General features: G+C 69.6%; 16 protein-coding genes and 1 pseudogene. 16 read left to right on the forward strand and 1 reads right to left on the reverse strand.

The genetic code is table 11. The features are described 5' to 3' along the window. From RWX45_RS07010 to RWX45_RS07085, 16 genes and pseudogenes are all read left to right on the forward strand, one after another. A pseudogene (locus tag RWX45_RS07010) lies at positions 1-827 on the forward strand (FAD-dependent oxidoreductase); the annotation flags it as partial. Next, positions 824-1,183, forward strand: coding sequence for an NADH-quinone oxidoreductase subunit A (gene ndhC, locus RWX45_RS07015; RefSeq protein ID WP_316023022.1), 360 nt, complete (start codon positions 824-826; stop codon positions 1,181-1,183). The pseudogene RWX45_RS07010 and the gene ndhC, both read left to right, overlap by 4 nt. Positions 1,184-1,213: 30 nt before the next feature. Continuing rightward, positions 1,214-1,834: an NADH-quinone oxidoreductase subunit B family protein gene (locus tag RWX45_RS07020; protein WP_316023023.1), complete on the forward strand. Its 621-nt coding sequence runs from the start codon at positions 1,214-1,216 to the stop codon at positions 1,832-1,834. Beyond that, positions 1,831-2,586 carry an NADH-quinone oxidoreductase subunit C gene (locus RWX45_RS07025; protein ID WP_316023024.1) on the forward strand — a complete coding sequence of 252 codons (756 nt, stop codon included), beginning with the start codon at positions 1,831-1,833 and terminating at the stop codon, positions 2,584-2,586. The genes RWX45_RS07020 and RWX45_RS07025 overlap by 4 nt, the downstream gene beginning before the upstream one ends. Further along, a complete protein-coding gene (locus RWX45_RS07030; protein WP_316023025.1) occupies positions 2,586-3,965 on the forward strand; it encodes an NADH-quinone oxidoreductase subunit D in 1,380 nt (459 codons plus the stop codon). The genes RWX45_RS07025 and RWX45_RS07030 overlap by 1 nt, the downstream gene beginning before the upstream one ends. After that, positions 3,965-4,729, forward strand: a complete 765-nt coding sequence (nuoE, locus tag RWX45_RS07035; protein ID WP_316023026.1) for an NADH-quinone oxidoreductase subunit NuoE — start codon at positions 3,965-3,967, stop codon at positions 4,727-4,729. The genes RWX45_RS07030 and nuoE overlap by 1 nt, the downstream gene beginning before the upstream one ends. Before the next feature lie 77 nt (positions 4,730-4,806). Further along, entirely contained in the window at positions 4,807-6,090 is a 1,284-nt protein-coding gene (nuoF, locus tag RWX45_RS07040) for an NADH-quinone oxidoreductase subunit NuoF (protein WP_316023042.1), read from the forward strand. Between the two features lie 3 nt (positions 6,091-6,093). Next, a complete protein-coding gene (locus tag RWX45_RS07045) occupies positions 6,094-8,817 on the forward strand; it encodes an NADH-quinone oxidoreductase subunit G (RefSeq protein ID WP_316023027.1) in 2,724 nt (907 codons plus the stop codon). Positions 8,818-8,939: 122 nt separating this feature from the next. Next, complete coding sequence (gene nuoH / locus RWX45_RS07050) at positions 8,940-10,244, forward strand: NADH-quinone oxidoreductase subunit NuoH (protein WP_410050692.1); 1,305 nt, start codon at positions 8,940-8,942, stop codon at positions 10,242-10,244. Beyond that, positions 10,237-10,947: an NADH-quinone oxidoreductase subunit NuoI gene (gene nuoI, locus RWX45_RS07055; protein ID WP_316023028.1), complete on the forward strand. Its 711-nt coding sequence runs from the start codon at positions 10,237-10,239 to the stop codon at positions 10,945-10,947. Before nuoH ends, nuoI begins: the two co-directional genes overlap by 8 nt. Further along, complete coding sequence (locus RWX45_RS07060; protein ID WP_316023029.1) at positions 10,944-11,957, forward strand: NADH-quinone oxidoreductase subunit J; 1,014 nt, start codon at positions 10,944-10,946, stop codon at positions 11,955-11,957. The genes nuoI and RWX45_RS07060 overlap by 4 nt, the downstream gene beginning before the upstream one ends. Further along, complete coding sequence (gene nuoK / locus RWX45_RS07065; protein WP_316023030.1) at positions 11,954-12,259, forward strand: NADH-quinone oxidoreductase subunit NuoK; 306 nt, start codon at positions 11,954-11,956, stop codon at positions 12,257-12,259. The genes RWX45_RS07060 and nuoK overlap by 4 nt, the downstream gene beginning before the upstream one ends. 14 nt (positions 12,260-12,273) lie before the next feature. Continuing rightward, positions 12,274-14,304: an NADH-quinone oxidoreductase subunit L gene (nuoL, locus tag RWX45_RS07070; RefSeq protein WP_316023031.1), complete on the forward strand. Its 2,031-nt coding sequence runs from the start codon at positions 12,274-12,276 to the stop codon at positions 14,302-14,304. Between the two features lie 14 nt (positions 14,305-14,318). Continuing rightward, complete coding sequence (locus tag RWX45_RS07075; RefSeq protein ID WP_316023032.1) at positions 14,319-15,953, forward strand: NADH-quinone oxidoreductase subunit M; 1,635 nt, start codon at positions 14,319-14,321, stop codon at positions 15,951-15,953. Then, positions 15,950-17,512, forward strand: coding sequence for an NADH-quinone oxidoreductase subunit NuoN (gene nuoN, locus RWX45_RS07080; RefSeq protein WP_316023033.1), 1,563 nt, complete (start codon positions 15,950-15,952; stop codon positions 17,510-17,512). The genes RWX45_RS07075 and nuoN overlap by 4 nt, the downstream gene beginning before the upstream one ends. Next, a complete protein-coding gene (locus tag RWX45_RS07085; protein WP_316023034.1) occupies positions 17,509-18,615 on the forward strand; it encodes a polyprenyl synthetase family protein in 1,107 nt (368 codons plus the stop codon). Before nuoN ends, RWX45_RS07085 begins: the two co-directional genes overlap by 4 nt. 97 nt (positions 18,616-18,712) lie before the next feature. Here the strand turns inward: RWX45_RS07085 and RWX45_RS07090 are convergent, their stop codons facing one another. After that, the gene (locus tag RWX45_RS07090) at positions 18,713-20,071 is read right to left on the reverse strand and encodes a hypothetical protein (RefSeq protein ID WP_316023035.1); all 1,359 of its coding nucleotides are present in this window, start codon (positions 20,069-20,071) and stop codon (positions 18,713-18,715) included. Positions 20,072-20,091: the final 20 nt, after the last annotated feature.

Below are 20,091 nucleotides of genomic sequence, written 5' to 3' on the forward strand. Positions count from 1 at the left end.
CCCCCACCACTATCAGCGCCCCGCTGGTCATGGACGCCGGCGGCGTCTCCGCCCGCCTGGCCACCGCGATGGGCCGCACCAGGCACGAGCGCAAACCGCTGGGCGTTGCCGTGCGCGCCTACTTCCGCTCCCCGCGCGCCGACGACGCGTGGATGGAGTCCCGACTGGAGCTGTGGGACGGCGCTCCGGGCCACTCCGACCTACTGCCCGGCTACGGGTGGATCTGGAGCGTGGGCGAGGGAATCGTCAACGTCGGCCTGGGATCGGTGGCCTCGACGACGGCTGCCGCCTCCGCCCGCGGCATCGACTACCGGGCCGTGTTCCGCCGTTGGATGGACAACGTCCCCGCCTCCTGGGGCTTCACCCCCGACAACCAGCTCGGGCCCGTGGCCTCCGCGGCGCTGCCCATGGCCTTTAACCGCAAGCCCCACTACGCCGATGGGCTCATGCTGCTGGGCGACGCCGGCGGCATGGTGTCCCCCTTCAACGGGGAGGGCATCGCCCAGGCCCTCATGTCGGGGCGCCTGGCCGCCGAGGCGGCCGCCCAGGCCGCCGCCCGCACCACGACTCGGGGCCGGGAACTCTCCCTGCAGCAGTACCCCGCCGCCCTGGGGGCGCAGCTGGGCGGCTACTACACGCTCGGGCGCGTGTTCGTGGCGCTCATTGAGCACCCCGAGGTCATGCGCGTGTGCACCCGCTACGGGCTGCCCCGCAAGCGCCTCATGAAACTCGTTGCCAAGCTCCTGTCCGACGGGTGGGAGCGCCGCGGCGGTGACGGGATCGACCACTTCATCCAACTCCTTACAAGGATGGTGCCGGCAGCATGAACCCCTACGTCTCTCTGCTCATCATGGCGGCGGTCGCCATGGTCATCGCCGTCGGTGGCCTGGTGCTGTCCGCGATCGTGAGCCCCAACCGGCGCAACCAGGTCAAGGTCGCCAACTACGAGTGCGGCATCGACCCCACTCCCACCAACGTTGACCGCGGCCGCTTCCCCGTGTCCTTCTACCTGGTGGGCATGACCTTCATCATCTTCGACGTGGAGGTCGTCTTCCTCTACCCGTGGGCCACCGACTTCGCACAACTGGGTTTCTTCGGGCTGAGCGCGGCCCTCGTCTTCATCGCCCTCATCACGGTGCCCTACGTCCTGGAATGGCGCCATGGCGGCCTGGACTGGGACTGACCGGGACGGACAAGGAGCGCAACGATCCTCATGAACATGCACGAGTACAACGAGAAGATGCTCCACATCCCGTCCAAGCGGGATGACCTGCAGGCGCAGGCCCGCGAGAGCATCGAGGGCCCCGGCTTCCTGCTGACCACGGTGGAGAAGCTCACCGGCCTCGCCCAGGGCCGCTCCCTGTGGCCGGTGACCATGGGCCTGGCCTGCTGCGCCATCGAGATGATGGCCTCAGGCACGCCCCGCTTCGACATGGCCCGCTTCGGCTGGGAGGTCTTCCGCGCCTCCCCGCGTCACTCCGACGTCATGATCGTGTCCGGGCGCGTCTCCCACAAGATGGCGCCGGTGATCCGCAACGTCTACGACTCCATGCCCGAACCCAAGTGGGTCATCTCCATGGGGGCCTGCGCCTCCTCCGGCGGCGTGTTCAACAACTACGCCGTGGTCCAGGGGGCCGACCACATCGTGCCGGTGGACATCTACCTGCCCGGCTGCCCGCCGCGCCCCGAGATGCTCATTAACGCCATGCTCGAGCTGACCCGTCAGATCGAGCGCAAGCCGATCTTCGCCCACCGTGAGGAGATCGCCCGCGCCGTCGAGGCCGCGGCCCTCAAAGCCACCCCCGTGCCCGAGATGAAGGGGCTGCTCGCATGAGCACGAACGCCGAGAACACATCCCCCGAGCCCGTTGCCGAACCGCCCGTGCCCACGGTTGCCGGCCGGGAGGTTCCCCCGCAGCTGCGCCTGGAGGTCATCGGTGCCCACACCGGCCAGTTCGGTGCGGCCGACGCCGGCGACACCACCGGCTACGGCGGCACCACCAGCGTGGTCGCCCTCGCCCCCGCCGCCACCCGCCCCTACGGGGGCTGGTTCGACGACGTCGTCGACGCCCTCATCGAGGACCTGTCCGAGGCGGGCGTGGACCCGGCCGCCGCCATTGAGAAGGTCGTCGTCGACCGCGACGAGCTGACGCTCTTCATCACCCGGGAGCACCTGCTCGACGTGGTGCGCCCCCTGCGCGATGACCAGGACCTGCGCTTCGAACTGTGCCTGGGCGTGACCGGCATCCACTATCCGGCCGATACCGGCCGCGAGCTGCACGCCTGCTACGAGCTGATCTCCCTGACCCACGACGCCCGGGCGCTGCGCCTGGAGGTCACCTGCCCGGAGACGGACCCGCACGTGCCCTCGATCGTGCCCGTCTACCCCGGCAACGATTGGCACGAGCGCGAGGCCTGGGACCTCATGGGCATCGTCTTCGACGGCCACCCCAACCTCACCCGCTCGGCCATGCCCGACGACTGGGTCGGGCACCCGCAGCGCAAGGACTACCCGCTCGGCGGCATCCCCGTCGAGTACAAGGGCGCATCCACCGCCACCGCCGACACCCGGAGGTCGTACCGCTGATGAGCACGCTGCACGCCACCGGCCCCGCCACCGACGACCTCGTCGACGGCGTCCCCCAGTTCACCGCCAATGGCGGCGACTGGGACGACATCGCCGCCCAGATCGCCGATCGCGACGAAACCGATCGTCTCGAGCATGACCGCGTTGTGGTCAACATGGGCCCGGTTCACCCCTCCACCCACGGCGTCCTGCGCCTGGTGCTGGAAACCGACGGGGAGACCGTCACCGAGCTGCGCGCCGGCACGGGCTTCCTGCACACCGGCATCGAGAAGAACATGGAGTACCGCACCTGGGTGCAGGGGGAAACCTTCGTCACCCGCATGGACTACGTGGCTCCCTTCTTCCAGGAAGTCGGCTACGCCCTGGCGGTGGAGAAGCTGCTGGGCATCACCGACGACGTGCCCGAGAAGGCGACCGTCGCCCGGGTGGTGCTCATGGAGCTCAACCGCATTGCCAGCCACGTGGTGGCCATCGGCTCGGCCGGTAACGAGATGGGCGGCACCACGCTCATGACGATCAGCTTCCGCTGCCGGGAGAACATCCTGCGCGCCTTCGAAATGGCCACGGGGCTGCGCATGAACCACGCCTACGTGCGCCCCGGCGGCCTGGCCCAGGACCTGCCGGAGGGATTCACCGACTTCGTCCGCTCGGTCATGCCGAACATCAAGAACGACCTGGGCGAGCTGGAATCCCTGCTCATGGCCAACCCAATCCTCAAGTCCCGGTTCGTGGGCATCGGCGAGATCACCCTGGCCGCCGCCATGGCCATGGGGCTGACCGGCCCGTGCGTGCGCGCCGCCGGCTACCCGTTGGACATGCGCAAGCTGCGCCCCTACTGCGGGTACGAGACCTACGACTTCGAGGTCCCCGTCTACGACAACTCCGACTGCTACAACCGGCTGCGGGTCCGCTTCGACGAGTGCTACCAGTCGCTCAAGATCGTCTCCCAGGCCCTGGACCGGCTCGATGACATCGCCGCCCGCGGTGATGACCCCTCCAACACCACCATGGTGGCCGACCCCACCATCGCCTGGCCGGCCCGCATGGCCATCGCCACCGACGGGCAGGGACAGTCCCTGGAACACGTGGCGGAGATCATGGGCACCTCCATGGAGTCCCTCATCGGCCACTTCAAGCTCGTCACCCAGGGCTTCCGGGTGCCGGCCGGGCAGGTGTACCAGACGATCGAGCACGCCAAGGGCGTCCTCGGTATCCAGGCCGTTTCCGACGGCGGCACCCGCCCCTACCGGGTCCACTTCCGCGACCCCTCCTACTCCAACCTGCAATCGCTGGCCATGATGAGCGAAGGCGGCATGATCGCCGACGTCGTCCCGTCCCTGGCCTCGATCGACCCCGTCCTGGGAGGCGTGGACCGCTAATGAGCACCACTTCCGAGAACCTGACGAGCGCCGCCGGAGAGGCCTTGGGCTACAGCCCCGAGGTGGCGGCCCAGCTGGACACCGACATCGCCGAGATCATGTCCCGCTACCCGGCCGGACACGAACGCAGCGCCATCATCCCCATGCTGCACCTGGTCCAGAGCGTGGACGGCTACGTCTCCCCGGCGGGCATCGCCCTGTGCGCACTCAAGCTGGGGCTGACCCGTTCCGAGGTGTCCGCCGTGGCCACCTTCTACAGCCAGTTCCGCCGCCACCCCGCCGGGGAGTACCACGTGGGGGTGTGCACCAACGCGTTGTGCGCCGTCATGGGCGGGGACGAGGTCTGGAAGGCCGTATCCGAGCACACCGGCCTCGGCAGCGACGAGACCAGCGAGGACGGCCGCATCAGCCTCGAGCGCGTCGAGTGCAATGCCGCCTGCGACTACGCCCCCGTGGTCATGGTCAACTGGGAGTTCTTCGACAACCAGACCCCCGCCTCCGCCGTCGACCTGGTGGAGCGGCTCGAGCGCGGTGAGGACGTCACCCCCACGCGCGGTCCCGAGACCGTGCCAACCTTCCGTGAGAATGAGCGGCTACTGGCCGGCTTCGAGGACGGCCGCGCCGACGAGGGCATCGCCGCCGGCGAGTCCAGCCTGCGGGGCCTGAACCTGGCCCGCGAGCACGGCTGGAAGGCGCCGGAGCAGCAGGCCCCGGCGCAGGACGCGCCCCGCCCGGACGAGCAGACCCAGGAGGAGGACAAGTGAGCGAGCAGACTCCCGGCTCCGCGGAGCCGACCCCCACCTTCAGCGCCCCGGGCACCCTGACCCCGGTCGTCACCGACATGTGGGACAAGGAGCGTTCCTGGACGCTGGATTCCTACCGCGCCAACGGCGGCTACCGGGGCCTGGCGCGCGCCAAGACCATGAGCTGCGACGAACTGGTCAATCTGGTTAAGGCCTCCAACCTGCGCGGCCGCGGCGGCGCCGGCTTCCCCACCGGCCTCAAGTGGTCCTTCCTGCCCGCCCCCGACGGACTGCCCCGCTATCTGGTGGTCAACGCCGACGAGTCCGAGCCGGGCACCTGCAAGGACATGCCCACCCTCATGGCCAACCCCCACGCCCTGGTGGAGGGCATCGCCATCACCTCCCGCGCCATTGGCGCCGACCGCGCCTTCGTGTACGTGCGCGGCGAGGTCGCCCACGCCTACCGGCGCCTGCTGCACGCCATTCACGACGCCGCCGACGCCGGCCTGCTGGCCGACGGCTTCGGACTCGACGGCAACCAGCCTCTCAAGATTGTGGCCCACGCCGGCGCCGGCGCCTACATCTGCGGTGAGGAGACGGCGCTGCTCGACTCCCTCGAGGGACGTCGCGGGCACCCGCGCCTGCGGCCCCCCTTCCCGGCGGCACAGGGCCTGTACGCCCGCCCGACCGTCATCAACAACGTGGAGACGATCTCCTCCGTCCCCGGAGTTCTCGCCCGCGGACCCGAGTGGTACTCCTCCATGGGCACCGAGCGCTCCAAGGGGCACGGCCTGTTCTCCGTTACCGGGCATGTGGCCAACCCCGGCCAGTTCGAGGCGCCCTTCGGCGTCACCATGCGCGAGCTCATCGAGCTGGCCGGCGGCATCCGAAAGGGCCACGAGCTCAAGTTCTGGGTGCCGGGCGGCTCCTCCACCCCGATCTTCGGGCCCGAGGAACTCGACATCCCCCTCGACTACGAGTCCGTGGTGGCCGCCGGCTCCCTGCTGGGCACCCGCGCCCTGCAGGTCTTCGACGACACCGTCTCGGTGGTGCGGGTGGTGTCCCGGTGGACCGAGTTCTACCAGCATGAGTCCTGCGGCAAATGCACCCCCTGCCGTGAGGGCACCTATTGGATGCGGCAGATCATGACGCGCCTGGAAGTGGGGGAGGGGCTGCCCGGCGACGTCGAGAAGCTCGAGGACATCGCCTCCAACATTTACGGCCGCTCCTTCTGCGCCCTCGGGGATGCCGCCGCGACCCCGATCATGTCCGGCATCAAACGCTTCCGCAGCGAGTTCGAGGCTGGCTACACCACGCCCGCGTCCGAGCTGTTCCCCCACGCGGCCTCCATTGTCAACAGCACGGCTGAAAGTGCACGGTGAGACATGACTGAGATGGTCAACATCACGATCGACGGCATGCACGTCGAGGTGGAGCGGGGCACGCTGCTCATCCGCGCCGCGGAGCAGGTCGGCGTGCGTATCCCGCGCTTCTGCGACCACCCCCTGCTGGCGCCGTCGGCCAACTGCCGCCAGTGCCTGGTGGAGGTTGCCATGCCGGGGCGCGACGGCGTCGTCCGCCCCATGCCCAAGCCCCAGCCCTCCTGCGCCATGACCGCCTCGGAGGGCATGGAGATCTCCACCCAGGCCACCAGCGCCGTCGCCGCCAAGGCCCAGGCCGGCACCATGGAGTTCCTCCTCATCAACCACCCGCTGGACTGCCCGGTGTGTGACAAGGGCGGCGAATGCCCCCTGCAGAACCAGGCCCTGGAGCTCATGGCCTCCGGCGCCCAGTCGGTCACCCGCTTCACCGACGTCAAGCGCACCTTCCCCAAGCCACTGCGCCTGACCAGCAACATCCTGCTCGACCGCGACCGCTGCATCCTGTGCCAGCGCTGCGTGCGCTTCGCCGACCAGATCGCCGGCGACCGCTTCATCGCCCTCCAGGGGCGCGGCGCCGGGCACGCCGGCGGCGAGATCACCGGCGGGCTGTACTCCGAGCAGATCGGCCGCTTCGACTCCGGCGTGCTGGACTTCTACGACCCCGAAGGGGCCGCAGCCCAGCCCACCCAGACCATCCGCGGCGGCGACTGGCTGGTCCCCGAGACCGACCTGGCCGGCCCCGGCGGTGAGCCGGGCGTGGTCGACGGCACCGTGGACGGCCCCGGCGACCTTGGTGGGGCCGAAGCGCTGGACGTCTCCGGGCGCCCCTTCGCCTCCTACTTCTCCGGCAACATCATCCAGATCTGCCCCGTGGGCGCGCTGACCAGCGCCCGCTACCGCTTCCGCGCCCGCCCCATGGACCTGGTGTCAACGAACACCGTCACCGAGCATGACGCCTCCGGCTCCGCCCTGCGCGTGGACATGCGCCGCGGCGTGGTGCTGCGCCGCCTGGCCGGCAACGACCCGGAGGTCAACGAGGAGTGGATCACCGACAAGGACCGCTTCGCATTCCCCTGGTCCGCCCAGCCCGACCGCCTGCGCGTGCCGCTGGTGCGCGACCAGGCCACCGGCGAACTGGTCGCCACCTCCTGGTCCGACGCCCTCGACGTGGCCGCCCAGGGGCTGGCCGCGGCTCGGGAGGACGGCGGCGTGGCGCTCCTGCCCGGCGCCCGCCTCACCCTTGAGGACGGCTGGGCCTGGTCCCGGTTCGCCCGCCAGGTGCTCGGCACCAACGACATCGACCAACGCGTGCGCGACCACTGCCCGGAGGAGGACACCTTCCTCGCCGCCCGGGTGGCCGGCACCGGCCTGGGGCAGGTCACCTACCGCTCCTTGGAAACCGCCGGCCAGGTCCTCCTGGTCGGCCTCGAGCCCGAGGACGAGTGCGGTTCCCTGTTCCTGCGGCTGCGCAAGGGCGTGCGCGCCGGTGGCGTCAAGGTCGCCACCGTGACCGCCGTCGTCTCCAACGGCACGCGCAAACTCGACGCCGACGTCATTTCCTGCGTCCCCGGCGGTGAGGCCCGCGCCGTCGCTCTCCTATCCCAGACCCACCCCGAGCTGACTCGGGCCCTGGGTGAGAAGGGCGCCACCATCCTGGTGGGGGAGAGGGCCGCAGCCGTCCCCGGCCTGCTGTCCGTTATCGACACACTCGCCACCGTCACCGGTGCCCGCCTGGCCTGGGTGCCACGCCGCGCCGGCGAACGCGGCGGCATCGAGGCGGGTCTACTGCCCTCCCTCCTGCCCGGCGGCCGCCCCGTGACCGACGCCGCGGCCCGCGCCGAGGTGGAGGCCGTCTGGTCCACCCCCGGCGGCCTGCACGCGTCGGTCTCGCTGCCGACCGAGCCCGGCCGCGATACCACCGCGATCCTCGAGGCCCTCACCGACGGCGAGCTGGGCGGAGTGGTTATCGGCGGCGTCGACGTGCGCGACTTCCCCGACCCGGGCCTGGCCCGCACCGCTCTGGCCTCCTCCGGGTTCACCGTCCAGTTGGAGGTGCGTCGCAGCGAAATCAGCGAGCACGCCGACGTCGTCCTCCCGGTGGCACCGCCGGAGGAGAAGAACGGCACCTTCGTCAACTGGGAGGGGCGCGTGCGCCCCTTCGGGCAGGCGCACGTCTCCCGCGCCCGCACCGACCGGCAGGTGCTGGCCATGCTGGCCGCCGAGATGGGCACCGACCTGGAAGTGGAGACCCTGGAACAGGTCCACGCCCAGATCGACGCGCTCGGCCTGTGGGCCGGAGCCCGCCCCCGCGTCACCTTCACCCCGGCCGACACGCAGGCCGCCGACGCCGACACGCAGGCCGCGTCGACCGGACAGTCCACTGTGCGGGGCCTGGACGCTCTCCTGGCCACGCATAAGCCCATGCTCGACGCCGGCCGCCTTCAGGACGGCGAGCCGTTCCTGGCGGCGACGGCGCTGCGCCCCGTGGCCCGCATCGGCGCCGACCTCGCCGCCCGCCTTAACCTGACCGGTGGCGAGCGCGTCGACATCACCACTGCGACCGGCACCATCACCCTGCCGGCGGCCCTCGGCGGCATCGCCGACGGGGTGGTCTGGCTGCCGGAGTGCTCGGCCGGCTCCACGGTCCGTCAGAGCCTCGGCGTCGGCCACGGCGCCCACGTCTCTCTCTCACTTACTGCTTCGGACAGCTCGGAGGTGGCCCAGTGATTCCGATCAGCATTTCCGCCCGCGCCGGCCTGCCGGCGGTCCTCGCCGCCCAACAGGGGGGTGTGGTCGCCGACTTCTCCGAGGAGACCTGGTGGCTGAGCCTCATCAAGGCCGTCTTCATCATGGTCTTCCTCATCCTCAGCGTCATCGTCGCCATCTGGGCGGAGCGCCGGATCCTGGGGCGGATGCAGACCCGCCCCGGGCCCAATGTCAACGGTCCGCTCGGCCTGCCGCAGCTCATTGCGGACGCTGTCAAGCTCATCATGAAGGAGGACTTCTGGCTTAAGGGAGCGGAGAGTTTCATCTACCTCCTGGCCCCCATCATCACCGCCTTCAGCTCCTTCATGATCTACGCGGTCATTCCCTTCGGGCCGCAGGTGAGCATGTTCGGCCACTCCACGCCGCTGCAGCTGACGGACTTCCCCGTCGCGATTCTGTACGTGCTGGCAATCACCGGCTTCGGCGTGTACGGCATCATCCTGGGCGGCTGGTCCACCCACTCCACCTATCCGTTGTTCGGCGCCGTGCGCAGCGCTGCCCAGGTCATCTCCTATGAGCTGAGCATGAGCCTGTCGATCCTCACGGTCTTCCTCGCCTCCGGCACCATGTCCACCTCCGGGATCGTCTCCGCCCAGGAGCGGCTGTGGTGGGCGGTGGCCATGATCCCCAGCTTCCTCATCTACGTGGTCTCCATGGTGGGTGAGGTCAACCGCCTGCCCTTCGACCTGCCCGAGGCCGAGGGCGAGCTCGTGGCCGGCCACATGGTGGAGTACTCGTCGATGAAGTTCGCCTGGTACTACCTGGGCGAGTACATCAACATGTTCAATGTCTCCGCCGTGTGCACCACCCTGTTCCTAGGCGGCTGGCGCTCCTTCATCCTCGGCTCCTTCTGGGACGGCGCGAACTCCGGCTGGTGGCCGATGCTGTGGTTCATCATCAAGGTCTGGTGCGTCATGTTCTTCATGATCTGGACCCGCGGAACCCTGGTGCGCATCCGCTACGACCACTTCATGAAGCTCGGCTGGAAGTTCCTCATCCCGGTCTCCCTGGTCTGGTTCGTGCTCGTGGCCATCGTTCAGGGCTACCGCGCCTTCTCCGGCGGCTCCACCCAAGGACTGCTGCTGGTGCTCGCCGCCATCTTCCTGGTGGCCATGGTCATCCTCCTGGTGCTGCCCGAGGGCAGGGACGAGGAGGAGGAAGCACCGGCCGCCGCGGGCGAGTCGATCACCGTCCCGGGGGAGGAATGGGACGCCTTCGCCGGCGGCTTCCCCGTACCGCCGCTGCCCGGCCAGAAACTTCCGCCGTCCCCGCGCGCCCGCCGCGCCGCGCAGCCTGCCGCGCCGGTGCTCGACGCCGCCAGCGACGTGTCCCTGGCCACGGCAGCCACCGACTTAGACGTCACCGCTCAGGAGGGAACCGATGACTGATTCCACGCCCGAGGTCCCCCGTCCGGAGGGCACCGACCACGACCAGTGGCTGCGCGACGAGCCCAGCGCCCTGGGTCGTGTCTTCGCCCCTGTGGCCGGCTACGGGGTCACGCTCTCCTCCATCTTCAAGCCCACCGTCACCGAGCTGTACCCCTTCGAGAAGCCGGTGCTCATGCCCCGCTACCACGGGCGTCACCAGCTCAACCGGTACGACGACGGGCTGGAGAAGTGCATCGGCTGCGAACTGTGCGCCTGGGCCTGCCCCGCCGACGCCATTTACGTCGAGGCGGCCTCCAACGCCCCGCGGGAGCAGTACTCGCCCGGTGAGCGCTATGGGCGCGTCTACCAGATCAACTACCTGCGTTGCATCTTCTGCGGGATGTGCATCGAGGCGTGCCCCACGCGCGCCCTGACCATGACCCACGAGATCGACGAGCTCGTCGGCCCCACCCGCACCGGCCTCATCTACGAGAAGCAGGACCTGCTCGCCCCCGTCCCCGACGGGGCCCTGGCCGCACCTCACCCCATGGTTGAGGGCACCGAGGACGGCGACTACTACCGGGGCGCCGTCACCGGCCCCACCCAGGCGCAGGTTGACTGGGTGCGCGAGCAACGCCCCGACGATCCCACCCTCGCGACCGCGCGGCCGGTGCCCGCTCCGCGCAGCGCCGCACCAGTCCAGAAGGAGGCGGTGCACTCATGACGGCTCTCAGCAGCCAACTCGGCGCCCTGCCCGCAACGCTCACGGCGGACGGCACTGTGTCCACCGGCGAGACGATCCTCTTCGCCGTCGTCGCCGTGGTCATGGTCATCTGCGGTATCGGGCTCCTGACCGCCAAACGTGCCGTGGTTGCCGCCGTGAACATGATCGTCATCATGATCGCGTTGGCGGTGGCGTACATCGCCAACGAGGCGCCTTTCCTCGGGATCACCCAGATCGTCGTCTACACCGGCGCCATCATGACGCTGACGCTGTTCGTCATCATGATGGTCGGCGTGGGCGGCGACGAAGCAGTGACCGCTCACTCCGCCGCCGCGAAATGGCTGGTGGGGCTGTGCGGCGTCGCCCTCGTCGCCGTATTCGCCGTCGTCATGTGGCGCACCGACTTCCCCACGGCGGTGGGCCTGGCCGGCGGCGACGACGCCACCCCGCAGTCGCTGGCCGCCGTCCTCTTCGGTGACCACGTGGTCACCATGGAGCTGACCGCCATCCTGCTCATCGTGGCCGCGGTAGGCGCGCTCACGCTCACCCACCGGCAGCGGGTCCGCCCCCGCCTGTCCCAGCGCGACCGGGTCGATGCCAAGATGCAGGCCTACGCGGACTCCGGCGCGCACCCCGGGCAGAAGCCCATGCCCGGCGTGTACGCCGCCACCAACACCGCCGCCGCCCCGGCACTGGCCGCCTCCGGCGAGGCCCTGGAGGAGTCCGTCCCCCGGGTGCTGCGCGTACGCGGCCAGGATCTGGAACTGTCGGAGGTATCCCCGGAGATGGACGACGCCCAGCGCGCCGGACGCATCACGGACCGGGAGGACGCCACCGTCGGCCGCTCCGGCATGTCGGCAATGCCCGGTGCGCCCGCCCCAACCGTGACCCAGCCCGTCGCCCCGTCGACCGGTGAGCCCGCGCCCGCCGACGCGGACGCCGAGGCGGAGCCGGCCGAGCAGCAGGCCGCCGACGCGGCTGCGGCCCAGACCCAGAAGGAGCAGAAGTGAGCGTTCCCGTCACCGCCTACGTCGTGCTCGCCGGGGTGCTGTTCACCCTCGGTGCCCTCACCGTGCTCCTGCGACGCAACGCCATCATCGAGCTCATGGGCGTGGAGCTCATGCTCAACGCCGTCAACCTCGCCCTGGTCACCTTCTCCCGTATGCACGGCGAGGTGACCGGTCAGGTGTTCGCGTTCTTCGCCATCGTCGTTGCCGCCGCCGAGGTCGTCGTCGGGCTGAGCATCGTCGTGTCCGTCTTCCGCACCCGCAGGTCCACGTCCGTTGACGACGTCAACCTGCTCAAGAACTAACAGGAGCCGAGACTATGACCGCATCCCCTCTCGCGCTCTCCGCCGGCCTGCTCGCCACCCAGTCCGTGGTCGGCGCCGCCGCCCCGGCTACCGGCGCGGCCGCCCTGGCATGGCTGCTCATCGCCGTCCCGGCGCTCAGCGCCGCGCTGCTGCTCCTGGCGGGGCGCGCTGCCGACGCCTGGGGCCACTGGCTGGGCGTGGCCGCCTCCGCGTTCAGCGCCTGCCTCGGCCTGGTCATCCTCGTCCAGGTGCTTGGCCTGCCCGCCGCCGACCGGGTCCTGGGAGTGGACCTGTGGCGCTGGTTCGGCGCCGGTGACCTGGACGTGCACCTGGGCCTGCGCCTGGACCCGCTCTCGCTCACCTTCGTGGTGCTGGTGACCTGCGTCGGCTTCCTCATCCACGTCTACTCGGTGGCCTACATGGCCCACGATCGGGACCGGCGCCGCTTCTTCGCCTACCTCAACTTCTTCATCGCCGCCATGCTCATCCTGGTGCTGGGCGACTCCTACATCGCCCTGTTCATCGGCTGGGAGGGCGTGGGGCTGGCCTCCTACCTGCTCATCGGCTTCTGGAACACCGCCGACGCCGACGCCCCCCAGGCGGAGCAGTTCACCAGCCGGGAGAACGCCGCCGCCGCGAAGAAGGCCTTCATCATGAACCGCATCGGGGACGTCGGGTTGCTGGCGGCCATGATGGCCTGCATCGCCCAGGTCGGCTCCGTCGCCTTCGACACGGTGCTGCCCGCCGCCCAGAACGGGGCCATCTCCACCGGCTGGCTCACCGCCATCGGCTTCTTCCTGCTGCTGGCCGCCTGTGGTAAGTCGGCCCAGTTCCCCCTGCAGGCCTGGCTGGGAGACGCCATGGCCGGCCCCACCCCGGTCTCGGCGCTCATCCACGCCGCCACCATGGTCACCGCCGGCGTCTACCTCATCGTCCGCTCCGGCGCCATCTTCGAAGGCGCCCCCGACGCCCAGCTGGCCGTCGCCGTCGTCGGCGCCATCACCCTGGTCCTGGGAGCCATCATCGGCTGCGCCAAGGACGACATGAAGAAGGTGCTGGCCGCCTCCACCATGAGCCAGATCGGCTACATGATGCTCGGTGCCGGGCTCGGGCCGATCGGCTACGCCTTCGCCATCTTCCACCTGCTCACCCACGGCTTCTTCAAAGCGCAGCTGTTCCTCGGCGCCGGCAGCGTCATGCACGCCATGGGCGACCAGGTCAATATGCGCCGCTTCGGCGGCCTGCGCAGCGCCATGAAGATCACCTGGATCACCATGGGCATCGGCTGGCTCGCCATCCTCGGCATCCCGCCCTTCTCCGGGTTCTGGTCCAAGGACCGGATCATTGAGGCCGCGTTCGTCGGCGACGGCGCACGTCCCTGGATCCTGGGCACCATCGCCCTGCTGGGGGCCGGGCTCACCGCCTTCTACATGTCGCGGCTGTTCTTCATGATCTTCCACGGCAAGGCCCGCTGGACCACCGCCAAGGACATTGAGGGGGAGGTGCACCCGCACGAATCCGGGTGGCTCATGACGCTGCCCCTGGTCATCCTGTCGATCTTCTCCGTCGGCCTGGGCGGGGTGCTGTCCGTCGGCAACACCTTCGTCAGCTGGCTCGAACCGGTGACCGGACACGTCGACCACGCCACCCAGGGCGAGCCGGTCATTCCGGCTACCGCCATCATGATCGGCACGCTCGCACTGGTCATCGTCGGCGTCGTCGTCGCCTGGGCCATGTACGTGCGCCGGGACGTGCCCACCGTGGTACAGCGCTCCAACGCTCTGGTGGAGGCCGCCCGTCACGACATGTACCAGGACACCGTCAACGAGGCGGTCGCCATGCGTCCCGGCCAGGGGCTTGTGCTCGCCGCCGGCGCATCGGACCGCTACGTCGTCGACGGCGCCGTCAAGGGACTCGCCCAGGGAACCGCCGCGCTCGGTCGGCTGGCCGCCCGCACCGAGTCCGGCTACGTCCGCTCCTATGCCGGCTATATGCTCGGCGGAACGGTTCTCGCACTCATCGCCGTCCTGGCCAGCAGGTTCTGAGAGGACACGCTCACATGCAGCCCATGAATGCAACGCTCCCCGTGCTGACCACCATGGCCATTGTCCCGCTGATCGGGGCGTTGGCGCTGTGGCTCCTGCCTCCGCTGCGCCGCCAGGGGCGGGTCGTTGGCCTGCTCTTCTCCCTGGCCACCCTCGGGGTGGGTATCTGGGCGCTCACCGCCTTCGACTTCTCCCAAGCGGGCACCACCCAGCTGGCCGAGACCCACTCCTGGATCCCCCTGCTGGGCGTGTCGTGGGCACTGGGCGTCAACGGACTCGGACTGGCCATGCTGGCGCTGACCGCCTTCCTGGTCCCGCTGGTGCTGCTGGCCAGTTGGGGGGAGATCCCCGCCGACAAGCAGGCGCTGTTCAACGGGCTGGTGCTGGTGCTCGAAGTCTTCGTCGTGGTCATCTTCGCCGCCCGCGACGTCTTCCTGTTCTACATCTGCTTCGAGGCGATGCTGGTGCCGGTGTATTTCCTCATCGGCCGCTTCGGTGGCGCGCGCCGTCGCCGTGCCGCGCTCAAGTTCCTGCTGTACTCGCTTGCCGGCGGCCTGGTCATGCTGGTGGGCGTCGTCGCCCTGTACCTGTACGGTCCCGGCGGCGAAGGCGCCTACCTGGTGGAGAACCTCACCGGCCAGATCACCGGCTCGACCACGGCCACCCGCTGGATCTTCCTGTCCTTCTTCATCGCCTTCGCCATCAAGGCCCCCATGGTGCCGCTGCACACCTGGCTGCCCGACACCGCCGAACAGGCCACCCCGGGCACCTCCGTGCTGCTCATCGGCGTCCTGGACAAGATCGGCACCTACGGCATGGCCGTGCTGGTGCTGCCCCTGTTCCCCGAGGCCAGCGCCTGGGCGGCGCCGGTCATCGTGGTGTTCGCGGTCATCGGCATCATCTACGGCGGCCTGGCCGCCATCGCCCAGGACAACCTCTACCGGCTCATCTCCTACACCTCCATCAGCCACTTCGGCTTCATGGTGCTGGGCCTGTTCATCGGCAACCAGATCGCGGCCACCGGCGCCATGGTCTACATGGTCGCCCACGGACTGTCGATCGCCGGCCTATACCTGGTTACCGGTTTCCTCGCCCGCCGCACTGGCACCGTCACCATCAGCGAGCTCGGCGGCATCCAGCGGGTCATGCCGCTGATCGCCGGCACCTTCCTCATCTCCGGGCTGGCCTCCATCGCCCTGCCGGGCCTGAGCGGCTTCGTCCCGGAGTGGATGGTGCTGACCGGCACCTTCTCCGAGTCGGTGCCGCTCGGAATCGTCGCCGTCCTTGGCGTCATCATTGCCGCCGTCTACGTCCTGCTGCCCTACCAGCGGGTCTTCACCGGCGCCCCTGCCCGGGAGCGGGTGGGCAGCGCCGACCTCGACGGGCGCGAGAAGCTCGTCCTGGTTCCCGTCATCGCCGCCATGTTCGCCCTCGGGCTGGCGCCGGCGACGCTGACCAACACCTTCGAGGACGTCGCCGCCCAGGTCGTCACCGCGCTTGAGAGCGCCGGGACGATGACGGCCCAGTCTGCGGACTCGAGTCACCCGGCAGACCCGGCAGCCCCGGCCCATGTGGCCGCCGCGTCGTCCACAGCGGACGCGGCCCACTTCGCGGTCGCCGCCCAGATCGCAGAAGGGAACACCAAGTGAGCTTCACCGCCCCGGTCATCGAATGGGCCGGCCTCATCCCGGTACTCATTGTCCTGGGAGCCGGCGTCCTCGGCGTCCTGGTCGAGGCCTTCATCCCCCGCAACGCCCGCCCGATCGTCCAGCCCCTGCTGGCCCTCATGGCGATCCTCGGCGCCGCCGTCGCCCTGGCGGGCCGCTGGACCATCGTCTCGGCCGGAACCGGCCAGGAGCTGTCCACCGGTATCGCCGAGGACCCCTTCGGTGTGGCCGCGCAGGGCATCCTGCTGGTGATCGGCCTGCTCGCCATCCTGGTCATGGCTGATCGCACCACCGCGGACGACGGCGCCTTCGCCGCCCAGGCCGCCGACCGGCCCGGCAGCGCCGAGGAGGCCGAGTCCCTCCATGCCGGCTGGGCGTCCACCGAGATGTTCCCGCTGACCCTGTTCTCGCTGGGCGGCATGATGCTGTTCCCCCTGGCCGACGACATGATCACGCTGTTCGTGGCGCTGGAAATGGTCTCCCTGCCCCTGTACGTCATGGCGGCCATGGCTCGCCACCGCCGCCTGCTCAGCCAGGAAGCGGCGCTCAAGTACTTCGTGCTGGGGGCTTTTGCCTCCGCCTTCCTGCTCATGGGTGCCGCCCTGCTCTACGGCGTTTCCGACGCGGTCACGTACACCGCCATCGCCGCCGCCATCGCCGGTGGGGGAGTGGTCGGCATGGACTGGTTGGCCCTGGCCGGCGTGGTCCTGGTGACGGTCGGTCTGCTGTTCAAGACCGCTGCCGCGCCCTTCCACGCCTGGAGCCCCGACGTCTACCAGGGCGCACCCACCCCGGTGACCGGGTTTATGGCCGCGGGCGTCAAGGCCACCGCCTTCCTCGCGCTGGTGCGCTTCTACTACGTGGTGGGCGGCTACCTGGGTTGGGACCTGGCCCCGTTCCTGTGGACCGTCGCCATCCTGACCATGATCGTGGGCACCGTCGTCGGCGTCATTCAGACCGACGTCAAGCGCATGCTCGCCTACTCGGCCATCGCCCACGCCGGATACATGCTCATCGGCATCATCGCCTGGAACCGGGTGGGCGTGTGGGCGCTGCTGTTCTACGCCCTCAGCTACGGCATCGCGACCGTCGGCGCCTTCGGCGTGGTCACCCTGGTGCGGGAGAACCATGAGGGTGCTCCCGGCGCCGAGGCCACCGAACTCGCCTCCTTCATCGGGCTGGGACGCCGCAGCCCCTGGCTGGCCGGTGCCATGACGGTTTTCCTGCTGTCCTTCGCAGGTATCCCGCTCACCTCCGGGTTCGTGGCCAAGTTCGAACTGTTCCTGTCCGGTGTTCAGGGCGGGGCGACCTGGCTGGTCATCGCCGCGATCATCAGCTCCGTGGCCACTGCCTTCTTCTACATGCGACTGATCGTGCTCATGTTCTTCCGTGAGCCGCAGGGCGAACAGGTGACGGTCGTTGGCTCCACCGGCCCCACCGCGCTCACCGTCGGTGTGGCGGCCGCCCTCACCATTGCGCTCGGTGTCCTCCCGCAGGCGGTCATTAGCCTGTTTGCCGACGCCGCTATGCTCCTGCCGTGATTGGAACGCTGCCCCTCAACCTTCCTCAGCTGGAGGACCGGATCGCCCCGGCACTCAACGCCGTCGAGACCCGCCTGCTCGAGGTTGTCAGCTCCGCCGACGAGACCATCAACCCGCCGACCTCGCACCTGGCTGCGGCGGGAGGCAAGCGGCTGCGCCCCGTGCTCACGCTCCTGACCGCCCAACTTGGCGACCCCGAGCTGGCAACGGGGGAGCTGGTGCGCGATGCCGGCGTCGCCGTCGAGCTGACTCATATCGCCACCCTCTACCACGACGACGTCATGGACGAGGCCCCCCTGCGCCGCGGCGCCCCCAGCGCCCAGACCGTGTGGGGCAACTCCGCCGCCATCCTCACCGGTGACGTGCTGGTGGCCCGCGCCTCCCAGCTTGTGGCCGCCCTGGGGCCGCAGGCGGTGCTGGCGCACGCCAAGACCTTCGAGCGACTGTGCATGGGGCAGCTTCACGAGACGCTGCCGCGTCCGGCCGGCACGGACCCGGTGGCTCACTACCTGGACGTGCTTGCCGACAAGACCGGTTCGCTCATCGCCGTGTCGGCCCGCTACGGTGCCATGCTCACCCGCGCGGGGGAGGCGACCGAGGCGATCGTGGAGGAGTTCGGCGAGAAGATCGGGGTTGCCTTCCAACTCGCGGACGACGTCATCGACATCATGAGTGACTCCGCGACCACCGGCAAGACCCCGGGTACCGACCTGCGCGAGGGCGTGGACACCATGCCGGTGCTGCTGCTGCGCCAGGCGCTGGCAGCCGGTGAGCTCGACGCCGCCGGGCAGTCCATCCTGGCGACGCTTTCGGGTGGCGACCTGTCCGAGGATGCAGTTCTGGCTGATGTCGTTTCCCAGCTGCGCGCCCACCCGGTGCTTGCCCGGACCCGCCAGATGGCGGCGAGCTGGGCGGAAGAAGCGGTGTCCGTGCTGGATGGCCTGGAGGACGCGGTGCTGGAGGGTACCGTTGCCCGCCTGGACGCCGCCGGCGTGGTTGGCGCGGAGCGCGAGGCCGCTCTGGCCGACGCGCGCGAGCGGGTGACGCTGGTGCGCGACGGCATGGTGCAGTTCGCCCACCTCCTCGTCGACCGCGCCGCCTGACACACCTTCTGCCCCTTCACCGAAACCGGCACTAATGACGTGCTGAAACCGGCACTAATGACGTGCCGAAACCGGTCGAGGTCACGTGGGCCTCGCATCACGTCAGCCAGTCGGTGGCCGCGTGGAAGGTACAGCTGCCGCCCCGGCTGTAGAAGTAGCCGGCGCCAGCCTGAGAGACCATGAGCGCCTGCGGCTCGCGGTCGACGCCGTCCTCCGTGCTGCCCAGGGCAGCCACCGCCAGCTCTTCGCCGGTGGCCAGATCGACCAGGTGCAGCTCGTGCGCCGCGGAGGCGTAGGCCGCGTACGCCACGTCCTCATGCACGGCCAGGGCGGCGGGGATGGTGTCTCCGGCGTCGGCGGATAGGGACAGGCTGGCGGTGGGCGAGCCGAGAGGACGCACATCCAGCGCGAAGTCGGTGAGTATCACGGAGTACCCGCCGGTCTCCCAGACCGTGGGCCGCGCGTCCGGCGTACCTGCGGGAGGGGAATCGGCCAGGGATACCTCCTCGCCGGTGGTTACATCCATGATGCGCCACGCGTCGTAGGTGGTTTCCAACCAGTACAGCCAGCGGCCGAACAGGTAGGTGTCCATGTTGTTCGCCTGGGTCACCAGGTTCCCGTTGGACAGGGAGTAGACGAGGTAGGGAGGGTAGGCGCCCTCCGCGGTGGCAGGGTTCTCCATGCCGGTGACCAACGCATCCCCGGTGACTTGCTGGTAGGCGTCGTCGCCCAGATGGTGCGGGTCGCTCAGCGTCATCTCCATCGACTCGGTGTCGATCGCCCACGCATGGCAGGCGCCCGCTAATTTCCCCGTGGCAACGCCCAGGCGAGTGCCATCGGCGGTTAGCCCCGCCGCCCAATTGCCGATGGTGGTGTCTACCGCGGCGTCGACGTCGATTGCCAGCGTACCGGCGATGGTCGCGGCACTCAGGTCCACCTTGAGCACGTGAGCCTTCCAGGCGGACTCCGCTGCGGTCCCGGTACGGGTGTCAGTGGCGACGACGTAGCCGTAGCGGCCGTCGGCGTCGAGAACCATGATCTCGTCGGTGAGAACATGCGCCGGTCCCGATTGCTCCTCCAGGGTGAGAAGATCCTCTGCCGTGTTCATAGTCGCCGGCTCCATGGAGCCGGCGTCCGCGCCGTCGGCGGTGAAGTACCAGTAGGTTGCGGCCTGCGGATCCCCGTACCACCAGGTGTGACCGGAGCTGCCGACGAGGTAGCGGCCGCGGAGCCAGGTGAAGGACTCGGGCGTGAAATCTGAGCCGGGCAGTTGCCCGGCGTCGGTGAAAGCGATCGGGGTACGCGCCGCGGGTGTCGGTGATGCGGTGGCGACGGCGTCGGAGTCTGCGGCTTGGGAAGTGGGCTCGCGTCCCGACGGCGTCCCGGAACGGCACGCTCCGATGCCGGGTAGGGCGGCGGCAACCAGCGAACCAGCCAGGAAATGACGACGCTTCATGACGTTCCTTGGGCAAATGG

It is taken from the genome of Actinomyces sp. MRS3W (assembly GCF_032465695.1).
Taxonomy (GTDB): Bacteria; Actinomycetota; Actinomycetes; order Actinomycetales; family Actinomycetaceae; genus Actinomyces.

Coding starts and splice junctions, on each gene's coding strand:
- ndhC (WP_316023022.1), top strand. CDS start 824: ATGAACCCCTACGTCTCTCTGCTCATCATGGCGGCGGTCGCCATGGTC.
- RWX45_RS07020 (WP_316023023.1), top strand. CDS start 1,214: ATGAACATGCACGAGTACAACGAGAAGATGCTCCACATCCCGTCCAAG.
- RWX45_RS07075 (WP_316023032.1), top strand. CDS start 14,319: ATGCAGCCCATGAATGCAACGCTCCCCGTGCTGACCACCATGGCCATT.
- nuoH (WP_410050692.1), top strand. CDS start 8,940: ATGGTCTTCCTCATCCTCAGCGTCATCGTCGCCATCTGGGCGGAGCGC.
- nuoF (WP_316023042.1), top strand. CDS start 4,807: ATGTGGGACAAGGAGCGTTCCTGGACGCTGGATTCCTACCGCGCCAAC.
- RWX45_RS07025 (WP_316023024.1), top strand. CDS start 1,831: ATGAGCACGAACGCCGAGAACACATCCCCCGAGCCCGTTGCCGAACCG.
- nuoI (WP_316023028.1), top strand. CDS start 10,237: ATGACTGATTCCACGCCCGAGGTCCCCCGTCCGGAGGGCACCGACCAC.
- RWX45_RS07030 (WP_316023025.1), top strand. CDS start 2,586: ATGAGCACGCTGCACGCCACCGGCCCCGCCACCGACGACCTCGTCGAC.
- nuoE (WP_316023026.1), top strand. CDS start 3,965: ATGAGCACCACTTCCGAGAACCTGACGAGCGCCGCCGGAGAGGCCTTG.
- RWX45_RS07060 (WP_316023029.1), top strand. CDS start 10,944: ATGACGGCTCTCAGCAGCCAACTCGGCGCCCTGCCCGCAACGCTCACG.
- RWX45_RS07090 (WP_316023035.1), bottom strand. CDS start 20,071: ATGAAGCGTCGTCATTTCCTGGCTGGTTCGCTGGTTGCCGCCGCCCTA.
- nuoL (WP_316023031.1), top strand. CDS start 12,274: ATGACCGCATCCCCTCTCGCGCTCTCCGCCGGCCTGCTCGCCACCCAG.
- RWX45_RS07045 (WP_316023027.1), top strand. CDS start 6,094: ATGACTGAGATGGTCAACATCACGATCGACGGCATGCACGTCGAGGTG.